Below are 19,300 nucleotides of genomic sequence, written 5' to 3'. Positions count from 1 at the left end.
TAAAATATATCCTAAAATTTTGCAGGCACCCCTTGTTTAGGCAGGGACTTCTTTACAAATTCACGGATATGGTCATTGGCTTTAACCAGGTCATCTTTACGCAAATACATCATATGGCCACTTTCATAACCTTCCCAGCTGATCCTGTCTTTTAATTTACCACTCTGATCCATTTGCCACATACTGTATTTCGCATTAAAATAATCGCATGCCCCGTCATAATAACCCGATTGAACCAACAGGTTTAAATACGGATTTTGAGCCATAGCCTGACGCAGGTTGTCTCCGGTACGATTACCGGTATTGTCCCATGGATACACCATTCCAAACATGTTGTATTTCAGGTCAGTTTTATAATTCAGTTCATTACGCAGGTACATATTGATTGCCGGTGTAAAGGAATGTAGCCAGGAAGTCAGCTCGGCATTGTAATCCGGTGAATCACCTCCGGCCATTTTATCAATTCCACGGTAGCGGGAATCCAGACGGCCAACCGTATAACCTTTATCCCTTAACAGTTCTTTCCAGAAAAAAGAAGGTGGAACATCCATATTGTACTCCAGAACTGTTTTTGCAGACAAACCTGAATACCTGGCCATTTTTGCTGCAATTTCATTTCTTTTCTGATCACTCAGGTTACTTCCCCTTGCAATAGCGGGCAGGAGTTCGGAAACCGTAAATTCTTCTGCTTCGGCCAGCATAGGGTATAAACCTTTAGCCTGCAAATCTGCAGGAAGGGCTTTATGGTACCAGGCTGTTGCCGCAAAATAAGGCAACCGCAGGGCCGCCTCTACAGGTCCGCCCCGTTCTATGCCCAGTTCTGTCGGGGAAACCAGTACCACCCCGTTCAGGTACATCCATTGTGAATTCTGCAATTCCAATGCAAGGCCCGAAACCCTGGTGGTACCATAACTTTCGCCAATCAGAAATTTAGGAGAAGCCCAGCGGTTGTTCCGGGTCACAAAAGTATTGATCCATTCTGCCAGGTATTTGATATCGGCTTTCACACCAAAAAACTTACTTCCCGGAACATCTTTATTGGTTGCCCTGGAATAACCCGTATTGACAGGGTCCACATATACGATATCTGCAATATCCAGAATAGAGTTTGGATTTTCTTTATAACCATAAGGCTGTACCGGATAACCTTCATCATCAATATTCAACACCACTGGTCCGGTATAGGCAATGTGCATCCAAACCGAGGCAGATCCCGGACCACCATTAAAGGAAATGATCAGTGGTCTGGAAGCCCTGTTGGCCACATCTGAGCGCTCATAATAGGTGTAAAAAAGACCGGCAATTGGTTTTCCTTCTTCATCCCAGACCGGCAAAGTTCCCGCTGTGGCCTTATAAGGGATGCGTTGTCCTTTTATGGTGACCTGGTGCTGGGTCACCACAGCACTTTCCGGAACAATGGTTCTGGAACCCGCTTTGCTCTCTTCCTTAGCCGGCGCTGATGCCTGGGCTGCAGGAGGAGGTGTCTTTATGGGTTCCCATTTCTGGGCCATGGTGCTGCTCAAACCCAGGGCCGTTAACAGAATTAGCAGTGAAAATTTTCTCATTTTAATTTAGTTTGAGGTTTATCCTATAAATATCAAATTATTGATGCTTAATCCGGGATATGATTTAAAAATGTTACCTCAACCTGGCGATAATCACCTGATTACAGGAATAATTCCCGCTGTCCCTGTTTCAGGAATCTGCATCGAGGTGGGCACCCGAAACAGGGAACAAAATATGGACATAGTATATTGCACCATATATGTCGCATATGCAACTTGCCTGCACACTGAGCCGGATCCAGAATGACGCACTCTATTTTAGCCTAAAAATCCTTTAATTACTCAAAGCGGTCTTACTGTAAATATGATACTCGCCGGGTGCCAGGACTTTGAAATACGTACTGCTGTTTAAATTCAGCACCTGCCCCCCGACCTCATACCAGTTGCCGGAACTTCCAAAATCTATATTGGCCGTCTGGGAAACCACGTCAAAATTCCCAACAACGACAACCGTATTGCTGCCTTCGGTCAGTTTAATATACTTAACTGCCCCTGCCAGGTTATACTGCGTATTTGAGGAATTAAAAACACTGTTGCGTTTTTTCAGGCTGATGAATTTAGCATAGGCGCTGTATAAAGCCTTGCGGTCCGCTTGCTGCAGGTATTCCCAGCGAATGGGCTTGTTGCCTGTCCTTCCATTCACATCAATGGATACCTCATAACCCAATTCTTCAAACTGCCAGATCATTTTCGGGCCCGGGACAGCAAACAGGAAGGCCGCAGCCATTTCTTCCCTTTTCAGTGCGGTTGAAAGATCTTTTACGTTGTAGTTTCCCGAAGCATTACCATAACTGATGTTTTTAAACATCGTCCTTTCCTCATCGTGGCTTTCTATAAAATTCAGCAGGTTCTCAGGCTGGCTGAAACCATGTTTTGCAAAAAAGGCCCAGGAAAAATCGGAATTGCCCAGCCAACCCATCGTTGCTTCGTTCATATTATAGTTCAGGTTGTTCCAAAGCAGCATGCCTTCATCTGCCAGTACTTTTTCTTCAGAAGCATCCGCAAAATGCTCCAGGATCACATAAAAATTATTGTTGTCTATGCTTTTGATATAATTGTTGTATTCCTTCCAGATGGCAATCCGGCTGGCGTCATAAGCGCTGAAAGAAGCATCATCCGTGGATTTTTTCTGCGTAAAACCCTTCGACAAATCAAAACGGAAACCATCAATGCGGTATTGCTGCATCCAGAATTTCACCACATTTTTGACAAAGGTTTTGGTCTCTGCCCTTTCATGGTTAAAGTCATAGCCCACATTGTACGGATGGGTGGCATCGGCATTAAACCAGGGGCTGTTTGCTGAAGGCTTGCCAGCCGCTTTATCAAAGTACAGCTGGACCATAGGAGACTGGCCAAAAGAATGGTTCAACACAATATCCAGGATCACTGCGATGCCCCTTCCATGGCATTCATCGATAAAGTTTTGTAAAGCAGCCTTGGTCCCGTAGTATTTATCGGGTGCAAAATAAAAAGAAGGATTATAACCCCAGCTCAGGTTCCCTTCAAATTCATTGACCGGCATCAGCTCAATGGCATTAACACCCAAAGAAACCAGATAATCCAGTTTTTGCAAGGTGGAAGCATAATTGTGTTCGGCGGTAAAATCCCGGACCAGCAACTCATAAATGACCAGGTTGTTCTTGGCAGGCCTGTTGAAACCCGCGTTTTTCCAGGTATAGAGGGGAGGATTGCCCTGCATCACACTCACGATCCCGGTAGTTTTACCTGCAGGATAGGCTTTTAGGGATGGGTACGTTTGGGCATCTATATAACTGTCATTGTCCGGATCGAGGATTTTTTCACTGTAAGGGTCCGCCACCTTTAGATTGTCGTCGACCAGAAACTGATAAGCATATTCGGTCGAGGGGTTCAGGTTATCAATCTGTACCCACCAGATATTGCCATCAGGTGTGTTTTTCATGGGGGCTGCCGAAGCCGACCAATTGTTAAACTCGCCGATCAGGGAAACAGTTTTTTTTCCTGGGGCATATAGGGTCACCAGGGCAGAGGTGCCGCCGTTGAGGTAAACAACCCCGTCTTTTGCTCCGGCCGGAAGCCCTGGATTGCCCGGTGTTACCGGAACAACAGGCGTGTTCCCTGCCTCGTTTTTTTTGCATGCAGTGGCCAATACCGATAAAATCAGTACCATTAAACAAATCCTTTTCATATTATGGTTTAAGTTGGTTTTTTTCTTCTTTTACAAAAACGTAACAGATCACCGCTGCAACAATCATGAGCCCGCCCCCAATCTGAACAGCCAGGAGCCGGTCGTTGTGCAACACCTCACGCATCAGCCAGCCAAAACCCAAAGAAGCCATAATTTCGGGCAATACAATAAAGAAATTAAAAATCCCCATATAAATCCCGATCTTATGCTTGGGCAAACAGCCACTCAGCATGGCATAAGGCATAGATAAAATACTGGCCCATGCAATCCCTACCCCGGTCATACAGAGGTAAAGCATGTTTTTATCATGGACCCAGGCCACACTGATCAGGCCCATAGCACCACAAAGCAGACACAGGGCATGGGTTGTTTTACGCCCCAGCCTGTCGGCTATTTTTGGCAACACCAGTGCAAATAAAAAGGTAACCACACTATAATAGGCCAGGGTCAAACTACCGAAATCGGCACCATGCGCATATACCGGATCACTGGCATCCTTACCGCCAAAAACATTTACGGCTACCGCCGTAGTATAATAAAACCACATCAGAAATAAACCTGGCCAGGTAAAAAACTGTACCAGGGATACAATCTGCATCCTTTTGGGCATGTTCAGCAAAGAAGACCAGATGTCCTTTGCCCCGGCCGCAAAGCCTTTATGATTTTCCTGCGCTTTCAATTCCAGTTCAGCGGCTGTAGGCGGATATTCTTTTGTGGTAAAAACCGTGTACAGGACAGAAGCCAGAAAAAAGAAAGCCCCGGCATAAAAAGAAAACTTTACGTTTTCCGGAATATGTCCCTGATGGGCGGTATTGGTCAGATGAAATACATTGTTCATGAGCCAGGGCAAAGCTGAAGCAATACTGCCGCCCAGACCGATCATCATACTTTGCATGATAAAACCCCGGTTTACCTGTGCATCCGGCAATTTATCCGTCACAAAAGCACGAAAGGGTTCCATGGCCACATTACCCGCCACGTCCAGGATCCATAGCAGCCCCGCTGCCATCCATAAAGCACTGCTGTGTGGCATAAATACCAATGCAACCGAACTGACAATTGCCCCGATCATAAAATAAGGCCTTCTTCTGCCCCATTTCGGATGCCAGGTCCGGTCACTCAGATAACCAATCACCGGCTGGACAAGCAAGCCCGTTAAAGGGGCGGCCAGAAACAACAGCGGAACCTGATCGGGGTTTGCCCCCAGGTTTTCATAAATACGTCCCATATTGGCCCGCTGTAAATCCCATCCAAACTGGATACCAAAAAAACCGATACTCATATTTATAATTTGTACCAGGCTCAGTTTTGGATTTTCGGTGATTGTTTTTAAGCTCATTTAGTTTGGTTTAAAATGCAATGATCTGTGCAGAAACAGGTTTTAGGTTTACCGGGATACTGGTCGGGGAAGTCGTGTTCCATTCCTGATCACTCAGGAGCTCCCTCAGCGGGCTGGCTATACCTTTCCCAGACAATTCAGCCGGAATGTTGATGTCTGCTGTAAAATTCTGTTCCCGGTCAAAATTAAGCAGGACCAGCAAGCGCTGCTGCTCTGTATAACGGATAAAAGCATACATTCTGTTGTTCATAGTACCGCTTACCGGGACTTCGTATATTTTACCCGCCCCCACAGCAGCAGATTCCCCGGCCAGGCGCAAGAGCTTTTGATAAAATTTCCGAAGTGTCATTTGTTCAGGGCTCAGTAAAGCACCGTCAAAGGCCCCATTGTTCATCCATTTCTGATGCTCAGGCACCCCCCAGTAATCAAATATTGTGGTCCGGTTGTCGTCCCCGCCAAAGCCTTCCTTTCCTTTTCCGGGCTCCCCGCTTTCCTGTCCAAAATACAGCATCACCGGTCCTTTGCCTAAAGTAGCCGAAAGCACCATGGCCGGAAGGGCCAGTTCGGCACGGCCTGCAAAACCTGCTGAAGCGATCCGCTCCTCATCGTGGTTTTCCAGAAAACGCAGCATACGGTCATCATATCCGGCACTCCCGGTTTTCCAGGCCGATTTAATGTCTTCCACAGTTGCCGAAGGCTCATTGCGGATCAGTTTCTTCAAACCATCATACAACCCTACTTTATCGTACAGATAATCAAACTTACCTTTTGTAAAATAGATCTCATACGCTTTGGGATTATAGGCTTCGCCGATAAAGATCAGCCCGGGATATTTCTTTTTAACCTCCGGAATGACCCATTCCCAAAATTCCACCGGTACCATTTCGGCCATATCACACCTGAAACCATCTACACCTTTATCGGCCCAGTACAACAGAATGGCCCTCATTTTAGTCCATACCGGTGGTAGCGGGCTAAAATATTTTTTCTCCCCGTCCAGGTAATCGACACCATAATTTAATTTAACCGTTTCATACCAGTCATCGGCTTTGGGTCTTTCAGAAAAGACATTGTTCCCTGTCGCCTTTGCCGGATTTTCCAGATACAGCTGGTCCTTTAAAGGACTTAGCGGATTTGAAATTTTATCCGCATCCGGCGGAACAACCAGGGCTTTGCCCGGGATATAATAAAAATCATTTGCAGCACTGAAGGCTTTACGAACGTCGTCATAAACCCCAAAATCAACCACTCCCTGAGGTTTTACCCCCGAATGATAATGCCTGGCCACATGGTTGGGCACAAAATCAATCAACACTTTCATGCTTTTTTGGTGTGTCCTCTCAACCAGGGCTTCAAACTCAGCCATTCTTTGTCCAGTATGCTGGGCCAGGTCCGGATCTACATCATAATAATCGCGGATGGCGTATGGAGAACCTGCCCGGCCCTTGACCACATCGGCATCGTCCGGTAAAATTCCGTATTTGCTGTAATCGGTCAGGCTGGCGTGGGCAATTACCCCGGTATACCAGACATGGGTGGTCCCCAGTTCTTTAATCCCTTCCAGTGCTTTATTGTCCAGATCGGCAAACTTGCCGCTCCCGTTCTGCTCAATGGTACCATAAGGAATATTATGGCTGTTTTTATTGCCAAACAATCTTGGCAACAGCTGATAGATGATTATTTTTTTCTGCTCCATAGCTCCCTTCCTGTGCGGTACAGCCGTCCCTTTTTTCTGTGCCAGGACGGGTAAAACACCCCCCGGCAGCAGGAGTAAAATAACAACAATTTTTTTAAGGATTAAACGCATAATTGATAAGTTATGCTTTGTTCCCCCTGCGCTACTTCATAATAGCGGTCAAAAACCTGGATCTCCAGCGCCTGGGCACTATGGTTGGTAATGCTGATTTCTGTTGCCGTGATCTTTACCCTTAAAGTTGTCCCCCTGAAATTCAGGTTAAAAGAAAAAGACTTCCATTGCTTGGGCACAAAAGGGCTGAACTTCAGTTTTCCGTTTCTCACCCGCATACCCGCAAAACCTTCCACAATACTCATCCAGGTACCCGCCATAGAGGTGATGTGCAGGCCATCCTCGGTGTCGTTATTGTAATCGTCCAGGTCCAGCCGGGCCGTGCGCAGGTAAAATTCATAAGCCTTTTGCTCATCACTCAGTTTGGCGGCAAGGATGCTGTGAACGCAGGGCGACAGGGAACTTTCATGGACGGTCCTGGACTCATAAAAATTGAAATTCCGGCGAAGGGTTTCCAGATCATAATCGTCTTCAAAGAAATACATGCCCTGCAATACATCTGCCTGTTTGATAAAGCAGGAACGCAGGATCCTGTCCCAGCTCCATTTTTGGTTTAGGGGCCTTTCCGATGCCGGAAGGTCTTTAACCAGCACCTGCTCCTTATCCATATAACCATCCTGTTGTAAAAATACCCCTTCCTGTTCATCATAAGGGTAATACATCTGGCTGGCAATGTTTTTCCAGTCTTCAAATTCCTTAGCAGTATCCAGTTTTGTTTTTTCTGTGATGCGGGCATATTCCTGAGGTGCCAGGGTTTTAACCAGATCTGCGGCTTCTATAGTATAATTTAAACACCAGGCCGCCAGGGTATTGGTATACCAGTTGTTGTTGATGTTGTTTTCGTATTCATTCGGCCCGGTCACCCCCAGCATGACATATTTATTTTTGTCTGCACTCCAGTTGACCCGTTGTTTCCAGAAACGGGCAATACCGATCAGCACTTCAAGTCCGTATTGCTGCAGGTAGCTTTCATCACCTGTATAACGAATGTAATTGAAAATGGCAAAAGCGATGGCACCGTTCCGGTGGATCTCTTCAAAAGTGATTTCCCATTCGTTATGGCACTCTTCCCCGTTCATGGTGACCATTGGATACAGGGCCGCTCCATTTTTAAAGCCTAGCTTCTGGGCATTTTCAATGGCCTTGTCCAGTTGTTTATAACGGTACACCAGCAGGTTTTTAGCCACCTCGGCCGGGGCTGTGGACAGGTAAAAAGGAATACAGTAGGCTTCTGTGTCCCAATAGGTAGAGCCTCCGTATTTTTCACCGGTAAAGCCTTTTGGCCCAATGTTCAAACGGGCATCCTTACCCGTGTAGGTCTGGTTGAGCTGGAAGATGTTAAAACGGATGGCCTGCTGGGCGGCCACATCCCCTTCAATTAAAATATCACTTTCCTTCCATTTGTTTTCCCAGGCCTGTTGTTGCTGTTGAAGTAAAACTTCAAAGCCTTTTGCGCAGGCCCGGGCTATGGCCTGCTGGGCTGCCTGCTGCAGTTCAGTGGTGGCATAGTTCATGGAACTCAGGTTGGCTGCAATTTTATAAATGTCCACACGGTCGTTTTGCACCAGCTCCAGTACAGCCAGTTGCGCCACATATTTATCCCTGATTTCTGCTGCCCCCTGCAGGTTTTGCGCCTTGTCATTTTTAAATACACTGCTCTGCACGGCAGTGCAAACTTCAAAAGCGGTCTTTTTGGTCCTCAGGGTTAAGTAAGAAACCGGCCCTTGTTGACTGCGGGCCACTTCCTCCCAAAACTTTTCATCATAATTGGAATCCTGGTTTTTGACATCCCCGTCTGTGAAAGAGCAGATTTCCAGTTTTCCGGAAAAATTTAAAGGGACCAGGCTGTAATGTAGGGCGGCGATTTCATCATCTGCTATACTGCAAAAGCGTTTAGAGACCACGCTTACCTTTTTGCCGCTCAGCAGCTCTGCGGTAAAGGAACGTTCCAGATAACCTTCCTTCATGTTCAGCACACGTTTAAAATCACTAACCTTACAGGTATTCAGGTCCAGCAGTTCTCCATCGAACTTCAGCTCCAGTCCAATCCAGTTGGCAGCATTTAAAACCTTTGCAAAATATTCCGGGTAACCATTTTTCCACCAGCCCACACGGGTTTTGTCCGGATAATAAACACCTGCTACATAATTTCCCTGCAGGCTTTCTCCACTATAGCTTTCCTCAAAATTGGCCCGCTGGCCCATACGGCCATTGCCTATACTGAAAATGCTTTCTGATATTTTATTTAAATGAGGATCAAAACCTTCCTCTATAATGTTCCACTCTGTGGCTTGTATATAATTCTTCATCTTAATTCGCTGCGCTTTATTTTTCTGTCAATGCTACAATATCTTTTACACTCAATTGCGAAAGGTCTTTCACATACAATTGTGCTCCTTTCAGGTTGGCTTCCTGTCCAACCCCAATGGCTTTCATTCCTCCGGCCAGGGCTGCTTCTATACCCGCCTGGGCATCTTCAAACACGACACAATCTGCCACCGGAACACCAAGCAGCTGGGCCCCTTTCACAAAAACTTCAGGATCAGGTTTGGATTTGGAAACCACATTGCCGTCTACAATGGCATCAAAAAAATGGGTGAGTTTTGTCCGCTGGAGGATCATGCCCGAATTTTTACTGGCAGAGCCCAGGGCAATTTTGATCCCTGCCTGCCTTAAGTTTTCCAGCAGGGCCACAGAACCCGGCAAAACTTCTGCCTGGGTCATCCTGTCAATCATGGCCACATACCACTCATTCTTTTGTGCGGCAAGTGCCAGCTTTTGGGTTTCTGTTTTTTCGACCCCGCCCCAGTTTAAAATCATGTCCAGCGAACGCATTCGGTTCACCCCTTTAAGGTGTTCATTCTGTGCTTCGGTAAAATCAAACCCCAGGCTGTTGGCCAGTTGTTTCCAGGCTTTGTAATGATAAACTGCCGTATCGACCAGGACACCGTCGAGGTCAAAAAGACAGGCGATTGTTTTTGCAGGTGGATGATGTTGCATTAGGTAGGTATAATTATTTTAGTTCAAGTACAAGTACCGATTTAGCAGGTACGGTAATGGTTTTAATCTGATCGAGGGTTGCTCCGCTGAGCACATTGCTTGCAGCAGAAAAGGCAGCTGTTCTTTCTTTAAACCTGTCGGTTTTCAGCTCTTTGGTTTTATCTTCTGTATTGAAAATCACCATCACAGGTTTCTCTGCACCTTCTACATAACGGAAGTACACATAAATGCCGTTTTCAGGAACATATTGCATCATTTTACCGCTTTGAAGCGCTATACTGTTTTGGCGGAACCTGGCCAGTTTTCTAAAATAGTCAAAGGCTTCGTTCTCTTTGCTGCTGCGGCCCGAGGCACTGAATTTATCCGTTTTATCACCTTTCCATCCTCCTGGAAAATCTTCACGGACTTTGCCATCGGGATCGGAATAGTTTTTCATCAGGATCTCTGTCCCATAATACACCTGCGGAATGCCCCGAAGGGTCAACAGCAGGGCCAGGCCATTTTTGTATTTGCCCAAATCTTCCTTTACCATAGAGTAAAAGCGGCTCATATCGTGATTGTCCATAAAAATCACATTACCGGTCACATCTTTATAAAGAAAATCCTGGGCAAGGGTGGCGTAAAGTCTAAAAATACCATCTGTCCATCCCGGATTGCCATTCAGGGCTTCGTAAATGGCATCTTTCAGCACTGCATCGGTAATGCCCGGTAAATGGGTATCAAAACCTCTGTTGACGGTATTGCCACCGGTAAAATAAGCCTGACTGGCTGCGGCGTTCACCAGGGTCTCTCCAAAAATGGAAAGATTCGGAAATTCCGCTTTGATTTTCAGGGCCCAGTCGGCCATGTATTCGGGATCGTTATAGGGATAAGTATCTAACCTTAAACCATCAATACCTGCATATTCTACCCACCAGATGTGGTTTTGGGTCAGGTAATTCTGTACATAAGGGTTACGCTGGTTTAAGTCCGGCATGGAGGGTACAAACCAGCCGTCCAGCATTTTTTTGCGGTCAGCCAGCGAAGCATGGATGTCCATCACCGGCTGGTCCCGGTAACTGGTTTGTGTATACACAGGCCATTGGTTTAACCAATCTTTCATTGGCAAATCCGTAAACTGGTAATGCCCTGTTCCGATGTGGTTGTGTACAATATCTTTAATGACCTTCATCCCTTTTTCATGGACTTTTTCGACATAAGCTTTATACAGCTCATTGCTGCCATAACGGGGGTCAATTTTATAATGGTCTGTAGCGGCATAACCATGGTAAGAGGCATGCTGCATGTCGTTTTCAATTTCCGGGGTCATCCAGATCGCGGTAATGCCCAGGTCTTTCAGGTAATCCAGGTGATTGATCACCCCTTGTATATCACCACCATGACGGTAATACATGGAATCGCGGTTCAGACTGGTTTCCCTCAGGCCCTTCACCACATCATTTTTAGAATCGCCATTGGAAAAACGGTCCGGCATCAGCAGGTAAATCAGGTCCTTACTGCTCACGCCCTGTACCCTTGAAGCCGATTGCGTTCTGTTTTTAAGTTCGTAAGTATAGCTTAGTTTTTTTTTACCCTCTTTTGTAAATACGATTGGAAACTGGCCGGCTTTCGTTTCCGCAGCAATTTCAAGGTCCAGAAAAAGGTAATTCGGGTTTTCTACTTTATGGACTTCTTTGAGCGTCACCCCCGGGTAATTCAGTTGCACCTGGAGCGAGGCAATCTGATCACCATGTACCAGCAACTGCAGTTTGGGATTGTGCATCCCCACCCACCAGGACATGGGCTCAATGCGTTCCAGTTTCTGGGCCATAGCCCAGCCGCTGAGGAGCGTTAGTAAGAAAATAAAGTAAATTCGTTTCATGATTAAAGGGCTTCGGGTTTAAAATGCCGGTCCGGAAAAATTCCGGACCAGCATAAAGGATCGTGTATTTATTTGTTGTAGAAAATATATTCTGCAGTCAGGTCATTAAAAAGGATTTTATAGGCGCCTGCTTTAACCACCAGGTTACTGCCATCCCGAACGCCTTTACCATATTTGCCTTGTGTGTTACCAGCAGAACTTCCCCAGTTCACATCCCAGCCTGCGGCAATTCTGAATTTCAATTCCGTATCTGCATTCATCGTTTGTGTAATCACCCAGATATGAGGGTTAAAAGTGGTTTTACTCATGGCGGTGATGTCCCCCCAACCATTAAAATTACCGATGATACCAATGGAAGTATAATTGGTTGCTGCAGACGCATCATAAGGGGTTAAAGAGAAAGTCAGTTTATTGATGTCTATTTTTATGGTATAATAGCCATCAGCAGGCACCACATAAGTTCCGGGGTCTGGGTCAGAATCCTTTGCTTTTAAGGTAACCCCGTTACTGCCGTTATTGCCATACTGGGTTGACCAGCTTCCAACCACACTGATGAACTTAAATTCTCCGGCTTTAAGATAACCGGTATAGGTATAGGCATTTCTGTTGGTTTCATCACGGTACATATACGTTGGGTTCGCATTGTCCCATCCAAACTCACTTGCCGATCCAACCATATACAGGTTTACATCTCTGACAATGTAAAAGTCATTGGTATAGTCTGAAAATTTACTGAATGTTCCTGAACTGGCTTCCACACTCCATTTTAAATGGGTAATGGCCGCCTGATCCGCAAAACCCGCAGCTGTCAGGGCCGCATCAAAATCTTTATTGCTCACCGTTAAGGTAGAATCAGCTCCGTTGTTGTTGGAAGTAAACTGGAACAGTGGGCTGGTAAAATTTCCGTCGGGCGTTATAAATTTTACTTTATAAGTTGTGCTTGCACCTGCTTTTCCCGCAAAAGATTTCTGCCATTTAAAGGTTAGTGACTGGGAAGTTAAAATTGGATTGATTGTAATTACATTGGCACTGGAAACCGGACCATACAACAAGAAGTTGGACACCCCATCCCCGAAACGGGTAATGGAAATGCTGTAAGGAGTACCAGAATTCACTTTTACCGACCCGTTATCTGCAACAACGGCCCAGATCAGGTCAGTCTTAGCCCCATCAGCAATTCCTTTTGCTTTTAAAGCATCGTCCAGTTGTTTCTGAGTTAAAGTCAGTTTGTTGGCTGTTCCATTGTTGTCGGAAGGAAACTGGATCAATGGCTGATCAATGCTCCCTGTTTTTAATGCGGCAACAAAAGTATATTTTGGTGCGGTATTGACCCCTGGTAGAGCCGCGGTCCAGCTGACAACCACGGGGTTATTTGGTGTCGCAGAATTTAAAACCAGCATGGTGTTGTTTGCCGGTGCAGTGACCTGAAAAGCATTTAAGGCTTCCCCCTTGATGGTTTCATCAAAACTGCTTTTCTTACAGCCAAAACCCAGGGTGATGGCCGCAAGCAATATATAGAGTACTTTTTGTTTCATGTGCTTTTGAATTAGTTGAATACAGTATAAACCACTTCAGTGACCGGACCGGAGGTGCTTACATCAGCCCCGCTCGCGTCTTTAATGCTTCCGGTAAACTGATAGGTAAATTTAGACAGCTGTGTTCCTGCCGGCAGGGTAATTACCCTTTCCGGAATAAAAGCATAAGAAAAAAGCACCGCCGATTCTTTAGTCGTTACCAGACCGGTTTTAGTTCCCACCGCATTCCCTGCCGCATCATAAAAAGTCAGGTTGACTTTAATGTTGTACATCCTTTGCAGATTTTGGTCTGTGGCCAGGTCCTGCTGAAAATACACTGTAGTCACATCTGTATAATCCATTTTTGCCGGGAAAACCCTGAATTGTGAAGGCACAAATACCAGTGGATCAAATTTGAAAGGCTTATAATCCGGAGTTTGTTTGCTGCCGTCTTTCGTTTTGGCCAGGAAACCAAAATTGATCAGCTCCGCAGGGCTCTGGCCAAACAACGTGGTCCCTGTAAATTTAAAAGTAAAAAGGTTAGGCCCGGTTTTCTGCATTTTGGCCTTATCAGAAGAACTTCCCCATTGCCCATTGGTCAATGCATCTTTTCCTCCGCCAACCCCATCATTGGAGAAAGCCCATATGTATATGTCATCCAAACCCGCCAAAGGTGTTCCTGTTACATCCAAAGTAATGGTGACTTCATCTTCTGCGGTGAAAGCAGCCGGGCTAAAAGTAACCTTGCCCTGTGCAAAAACAAATGCAGTGCTCAGGCAAAACAGTATTGATAATATTAATCTTTTCATAATCTTTCCCCCTTACTTTTTAGTGAATTCATATTGATAACTCAGAACAGCTTTGCCATTCACCATTTTTACCTTTTTGATGTTCAGCTTTCCGCTTTTCAATCCTACATAGGTTCCAAAACTCAATTGCGATTGGGCTGTTCCGTTTTTCAGGGTAATGGTGACTGGTGCCTGTGCATTATCTACTGTCCAGTTTCCACTGGTCAGGTCCGTGATTTTTGGTGAATTGCCATTGGTAATGGAAAAGGTAGAAGGATTCCCCTGTGCATCGCCCAGAAAAGTCAACACCAGGTCTTTATACGGATACACATTGGTAATATTTACCTGTTTGTAAGGAAAGCCTTTGGTACTGGCATCCTCATCCACCTGGATGACACTGGTTAAGGCCCAGGTGCCCTGCATTTGTTTCACCACATTGGTATCTGTAGTGATCGGTGCAAATTTTTCCGGTTTGCAACTCCAGAAGCAGAGTATGCAGATGACCGGCAGTATATATTTTAAAGTTTTCATTTCGTTTGATCTGATGGTTAACAATTAATTACAGCCGCCTTCCGGGTTACGGATAAAACTGGTGTTGCTGCTGATCTCTTCCTGAGGGAATTGCAGGGCCAGCCCCGGGCAATTCCAGACCGCTCCGCGTTTGTCTATATTTTCGCCCCTGGCACCAATACGCTTAATTTCATATAACCTGTCACCCTCGGCAACCATTTCTATCGCGCGTTCAGCACGGACAGTTGTTCTGATCAGGGAAGCCGATGAATTGGCAGGAATTGTTCTGATCCCTCCGTAAGCACGGTTCATAATGTCATTGATGTCATTTACCGCAACCGTTAAATTGGTATTTAACTCCGCGGCAGACTCTGCACGGATCAGTTTCATTTCCGTTAAATGAATCATAGGAACATTGAACCTTTCTTTGTTGTACTTGGTGGTCACCACCAGGCCAGGATACTTCACATTATTGAACCAGGCCTTCCTGGCATCACCAGAACTGATGCTGCTAAACAACTGCTGGGTAAAACGCAGGGTAGGCAAATTGATGTCGGACCTGAACTGACTCCTAAGTTCTCCACCGGCATCATAAGCACCAGGTGTATTGATCATCTGGAAAATGGCCTCTGTACTTTGTCCTTCAGAAAAACGCTTCGAATAATCTGTTTCAAAAGTAAACTGACCGCTGCTGATCACCTGATCGGCATAAGCATAAGCATTTGTAAAGTCGTTCATGGAAAAATAAACCCTTGCCAAAAGGGCTTTTGCTGCCCATTTTGTCGGATATCCGCCATTGGTAGCCCCCAGTTTGTTCTCTGCAATTTTCAGGTCTGCAATAATCTGATCGTAAACCTGTTTTACCGTTGCCCTCACCCCTGGGGTAACCTCTGTTGTTAACCTCAGGGGAATGCCTAAATGATCATTATTAGGTGTGTAACCGTAAGGCTGTGCAAATAACCGAACTGCCACAAAATGAGCAAAAGCACGTACAAAACGCGCCTGTCCTTCCAGGTCGTCTTTTTTATTGACAACAACCCCCAGGTTTTCCAGGACTGTATTGGCCCTGTAATTTGCCTGGTAATTGTCCTGGTAAAAATACTTTTTATAATCTCCGAAAATCGATGTTTTACGGTTATAGATCTCTCCAAAATCAGTATTCAGTGTCGTCCCGTCAATGTTGTCGGCCATCAATTCGGCAAACACCTGGTATTTACCCCCAAGAATGCTCCCGTTCATAATCTGGTAAGCCCCGTTCATGACCGCCACTACACCTGCTTCATCTTTCAAAGCTTCTGCCTTGGTCACTGTATTTAGGGGTGGGGCATCTAAAAATTTCTTACACCCTGCAAAACCTGCAAGTACCAGAAGGCATAAAACTCCTCCTGTAAATATTTTGATGTTACTTTTCATTTTAAATATTTTTATTGACATAACTGAACAGACTAAAATGAGGTGGAAAGGCCAAAGGTGACCGATTTTTGCTGTGGTGTTGTTAAATACATCACATTCGGGCTCATGTTCCTATCCTGAGGATTTTCAAAATCACGGGCAATTTCCGGATCACCACCAGGATATTTACTAAAGGTCAGCAGGTTCATTCCGGTTACAAAAACGCGGGTATTGTTCATGCCCAGTTTTTTGGCAAATGCCGCAGGAAAGCGGTAAGCCAGGGTCAGCTCCCTTAAACGCATAAACGAAGCATCATAGAGGAACATGGTCGAATTGTACTGCCATTCACTAGATAAGCCAGGATAGGTTCCCGGAGTCATGGTTAAACGTGGAAAGCGGGCAATGTCGCCAGGTTTCTGCCAGCGGTCAGAAATATCTGTTCTGATGTTCCAATCTGTGACCACACCCAATTGGCGTTTTGCAGAACCGTCATAAATATTGCCACCCAAAGCAAAAGTGAACAAAGAAGTCAATTCAAATCCTTTAAAAGAAAAAGTATTGGTTAAACCGCCTACATAATCCGGCATGACCTGACCTACGGCGACTCTATTGTCCAGGGAGAAAGTTTTGGTTTGATAACCATTCTTATCCAGCCAGATCGGAAGACCATCAGCCGGATCTACCCCAACATAACGCACCAGGTAATTGGTACCCACTGGTTTTCCCACAATAATACGGGTATCATTGGTTGCACCAAGAATACCATCCGAACTTAAATTGCCAATGCTAAGTACTTTATTGTAGTTTTTTGAAATGTTAAAATTGGTTGTCCATTTGAAATTTTTACTTTGAATATTGATGGTATTTAAGCTCAGCTCCAATCCTTCATTTAAAATTTCACCTACGTTCTGAAAAGCAGCCAGGAAGCCGGTAGAAGGAGAAATACCACCACTAATTAAAACTTTGGAAGTCTTTTTGTTATAATAAGCAAACTCTCCGGAGATGCGGTTGTTTAAAAATCCAAATTCAACAGCAGCATCAATACTTTTTAACTGCTCCCATTGCAGGTTTGGATTCTCCACATTCTGAGGTGTTACAACCGGTTGTCCGTTATAAGAGCCGCTGTTTCCGAATTTGGCATAATATTCTCCCGGAGGGATATTGGCGTTACCGGTAATACCATAACTTCCCCTTAACTTCAAATAATTGACAACTTTACTGTCTTTCAGGAAGTTTTCCTGACTTAGGGTCCAGCCAGCAGAAACTGCCGGAAAATTACCATACTTATGGTTCGGACCAAATTTAGAAGAGCCATCCCGGCGCATTAAAGCCTGAACAGTGTATTTGTTGGCATAAGAATACGTTGCCCTGGCAAATAAACTGGCAAATGTCGTCCGGTTTGCGCCATTTACGTAATACAAATTTGAACCCATTTGCTGCATCTGAAGATACATGGCATCCTGGTTTTTGGAATAGGGACCATCGGCATCTCCGTAAATTCCATTTGGATAACCGTTCAGTTCGGAACTTTGGGTCTCTATACCTGCCAAAAAGCTCAGTTTACTTTTATCGGAGAAGTTAAGGTCATAAGTTGCTGTACCGGTAAAGTTATTATTGATCTGCTGATTGAGCCAGCGGTTTGCATACCCTCTGGCATTACCGGTCAGCTCTTTAGGCCTGAACTGATCTTCAGTAAGGTCCAAATGATCGATATTCGCAATACCCTTTACACTAAAATTTTTAAAAGGTTTCAATTCCACGGTCAAACCAGCAAGCAAACGCTGGTCAACTGCTTTCCAGTCTACATAATTGATTGACCTTGCAGGGTTCGCACCATTGGCCCAGTAAGTGCCATCGGCATTAAATACCGGGTAAATGGGCAAAGCAGTAGACATCGCGTCTCCGATACCACCGTCCCATGCGGCATTCACCCGTTGATTGGTTCCTTTACTATAGCCTAAGTTTACACTTGCACTGAAATAATCTGTTGGTTTAACATCAACATTGGTCCTGAAGCCATATTTTTCATAAGAATTTCCTTTCAGAAAACTCTGATTGTCATCATGGTTCACACTGATGTATGTTTTGAGTTTTTCTGTACCCTGGCTCAGAGAGAGGTTTTGTTCATTATATTTTCCGGTACGGGTCACCAGGTCAAACCAGTTGGTATTGGTCTGACGGGCCTGGTCCCAGGTAATGCCCTGAGGCAAAGTCGCCAAACCGGTATGGCCATCATTGGTCCAGGCTTCCTGTCTTAAAGCCAGCCATTCCGATCCGTTTACAAATTTTGGTTTGGTGGCATAAGTGCTTAAACCGTATTTAGTGGAAAAATTAACCACAGGACTTCCGGATTTACCTCTTTTGGTGGTAATCAAAATGACACCGTTTGCACCACGGGAACCATAAATACCTGCAGCACCTGCATCTTTTAAAATATCTATAGACTCAATATCTTCGGCATTAATGGTTGCCAAAGGGTTCTGGTTCATCCCGCCCCTGTTGCCACTGATAAAAGGGTCCGAAGTAATTGGAATACCATCGACAACATAAAGCGGGTCACCACCTGCACTGATCGAACCGATACCGCGCACCCGGATCACCGAACCACTCCCAGCCAAACCACTACCTTGTGTTACCTGCACACCTGGTGCACGTCCCTGCAGACTGGCTTCGAAGCTTGGTGTTGGCAAAGCGGCGATCTTATCTCCTGAAACCCTGGCAATAGATCCGGTCACTTCCCTTCTGGTCTGTGTACCATAACCTACGACCACCACCTCGTTCAGGCTCTGGTCATCGGGTTTCAAATCAAAATTAGCTGTACTTGCTCCTTTTACCGCAACACTTCGTTCAACGGACTTGTAACCAATAAAGCTTGCCACTACGGTAAACTGTCCATTGTTCAGACCAGTTAATTTATAATTGCCGCCCACATCGGTGATGGTACTTTTTCCGATACTTTTGATCTGTACCGACGCGCCGGGCAATGGTTGTCCCGTCTCGTCCAATACTTTTCCGGTGAGGGAACCGGTTTGTGCATTTGCAGTTAGTGCTGATAAGGCTAAAAGCACAAAAAGACAATGCCTCATTAGGTAAAATACTTTCATATTTTGAACTCGTTTTTAGGTGTAAATATTTGGTTAACGATCAGAGTGTTTAACACTTAGGGTAAATTTACATTTGACACCGATAATTCAAAATTTTATATCATATTTTTTTTTAACACCATATTTTATATCTCCAAAGCCCTTAAAAAAGCAAAAAAATTTGCAAACTCATTTTTTGAAAAATTAAACAAAACAAACATTAATCATTGTAAATCAATTTATTACAAACAAAAAACCAAATAAAAAGTGTTTT

At 45.1% G+C, this 19,300-nt stretch carries 12 protein-coding genes; all 12 read right to left on the bottom strand.

The genetic code is table 11. The features are described 5' to 3' along the window. Positions 1-11 precede the first annotated feature (11 nt). Entirely contained in the window at positions 12-1,565 is a 1,554-nt protein-coding gene (locus B0O44_RS20645; protein WP_110833996.1) for a S10 family peptidase, read from the bottom strand. Positions 1,566-1,839: 274 nt separating this feature from the next. Beyond that, the gene (locus B0O44_RS20635) at positions 1,840-3,732 is read right to left on the bottom strand and encodes an alpha-amylase family glycosyl hydrolase (RefSeq protein ID WP_110833994.1); all 1,893 of its coding nucleotides are present in this window, start codon (positions 3,730-3,732) and stop codon (positions 1,840-1,842) included. 1 nt (position 3,733) lies between these two features. Next, complete coding sequence (locus B0O44_RS20630) at positions 3,734-5,071, bottom strand: MFS transporter (protein ID WP_110833993.1); 1,338 nt, start codon at positions 5,069-5,071, stop codon at positions 3,734-3,736. 10 nt (positions 5,072-5,081) lie between these two features. Continuing rightward, positions 5,082-6,878 (bottom strand): alpha-amylase family protein, encoded by a 1,797-nt coding sequence (locus B0O44_RS20625; protein ID WP_245943759.1) that lies wholly within the window; start codon positions 6,876-6,878, stop codon positions 5,082-5,084. After that, positions 6,869-9,187: a glycoside hydrolase family 65 protein gene (locus B0O44_RS20620; protein ID WP_110833992.1), complete on the bottom strand. Its 2,319-nt coding sequence runs from the start codon at positions 9,185-9,187 to the stop codon at positions 6,869-6,871. Before B0O44_RS20620 ends, B0O44_RS20625 begins: the two co-directional genes overlap by 10 nt. 16 nt (positions 9,188-9,203) lie before the next feature. Then, positions 9,204-9,878, bottom strand: a complete 675-nt coding sequence (gene pgmB, locus B0O44_RS20615) for a beta-phosphoglucomutase (protein WP_110833991.1) — start codon at positions 9,876-9,878, stop codon at positions 9,204-9,206. A 13-nt stretch (positions 9,879-9,891) separates the two neighbouring features. After that, positions 9,892-11,739, bottom strand: a complete 1,848-nt coding sequence (locus tag B0O44_RS20610; protein WP_110833990.1) for a glycoside hydrolase family 13 protein — start codon at positions 11,737-11,739, stop codon at positions 9,892-9,894. A 68-nt stretch (positions 11,740-11,807) separates the two neighbouring features. After that, on the bottom strand, positions 11,808-13,274 hold the full coding sequence (locus B0O44_RS20605; RefSeq protein WP_110833989.1) for a SusF/SusE family outer membrane protein: 1,467 nt from the start codon (positions 13,272-13,274) through the stop codon (positions 11,808-11,810). Between the two features lie 11 nt (positions 13,275-13,285). After that, positions 13,286-14,062 carry a hypothetical protein gene (locus B0O44_RS20600; RefSeq protein WP_110833988.1) on the bottom strand — a complete coding sequence of 259 codons (777 nt, stop codon included), beginning with the start codon at positions 14,060-14,062 and terminating at the stop codon, positions 13,286-13,288. A gap of 12 nt (positions 14,063-14,074) precedes the next feature. Continuing rightward, entirely contained in the window at positions 14,075-14,572 is a 498-nt protein-coding gene (locus B0O44_RS20595) for a DUF5004 domain-containing protein (RefSeq protein ID WP_110833987.1), read from the bottom strand. 24 nt (positions 14,573-14,596) lie between these two features. Continuing rightward, entirely contained in the window at positions 14,597-15,964 is a 1,368-nt protein-coding gene (locus B0O44_RS20590; RefSeq protein WP_170123383.1) for a RagB/SusD family nutrient uptake outer membrane protein, read from the bottom strand. Between the two features lie 32 nt (positions 15,965-15,996). After that, a complete protein-coding gene (locus B0O44_RS20585; protein WP_110833985.1) occupies positions 15,997-19,047 on the bottom strand; it encodes a SusC/RagA family TonB-linked outer membrane protein in 3,051 nt (1,016 codons plus the stop codon). Between the last annotated feature and the right edge of the window lie 253 nt (positions 19,048-19,300).

Source organism: Pedobacter nutrimenti (genome assembly GCF_003208655.1).
Lineage (GTDB): Bacteria > Bacteroidota > Bacteroidia > Sphingobacteriales > Sphingobacteriaceae > Pedobacter > Pedobacter nutrimenti.
This window is presented reverse-complemented; position numbering and strand designations above follow the sequence as displayed.

Bases quoted from the DNA above. Each gene is read 5' to 3' on its own strand.
- B0O44_RS20645 (WP_110833996.1), bottom strand. From the start codon at position 1,565: ATGAGAAAATTTTCACTGCTAATTCTGTTAACGGCCCTGGGTTTGAGC.
- B0O44_RS20635 (WP_110833994.1), bottom strand. From the start codon at position 3,732: ATGAAAAGGATTTGTTTAATGGTACTGATTTTATCGGTATTGGCCACT.
- B0O44_RS20630 (WP_110833993.1), bottom strand. From the start codon at position 5,071: ATGAGCTTAAAAACAATCACCGAAAATCCAAAACTGAGCCTGGTACAA.
- B0O44_RS20625 (WP_245943759.1), bottom strand. From the start codon at position 6,878: ATGCGTTTAATCCTTAAAAAAATTGTTGTTATTTTACTCCTGCTGCCG.
- B0O44_RS20620 (WP_110833992.1), bottom strand. From the start codon at position 9,187: ATGAAGAATTATATACAAGCCACAGAGTGGAACATTATAGAGGAAGGT.
- pgmB (WP_110833991.1), bottom strand. From the start codon at position 9,878: ATGCAACATCATCCACCTGCAAAAACAATCGCCTGTCTTTTTGACCTC.
- B0O44_RS20610 (WP_110833990.1), bottom strand. From the start codon at position 11,739: ATGAAACGAATTTACTTTATTTTCTTACTAACGCTCCTCAGCGGCTGG.
- B0O44_RS20605 (WP_110833989.1), bottom strand. From the start codon at position 13,274: ATGAAACAAAAAGTACTCTATATATTGCTTGCGGCCATCACCCTGGGT.
- B0O44_RS20600 (WP_110833988.1), bottom strand. From the start codon at position 14,062: ATGAAAAGATTAATATTATCAATACTGTTTTGCCTGAGCACTGCATTT.
- B0O44_RS20595 (WP_110833987.1), bottom strand. From the start codon at position 14,572: ATGAAAACTTTAAAATATATACTGCCGGTCATCTGCATACTCTGCTTC.
- B0O44_RS20590 (WP_170123383.1), bottom strand. From the start codon at position 15,964: ATGAAAAGTAACATCAAAATATTTACAGGAGGAGTTTTATGCCTTCTG.
- B0O44_RS20585 (WP_110833985.1), bottom strand. From the start codon at position 19,047: ATGAAAGTATTTTACCTAATGAGGCATTGTCTTTTTGTGCTTTTAGCC.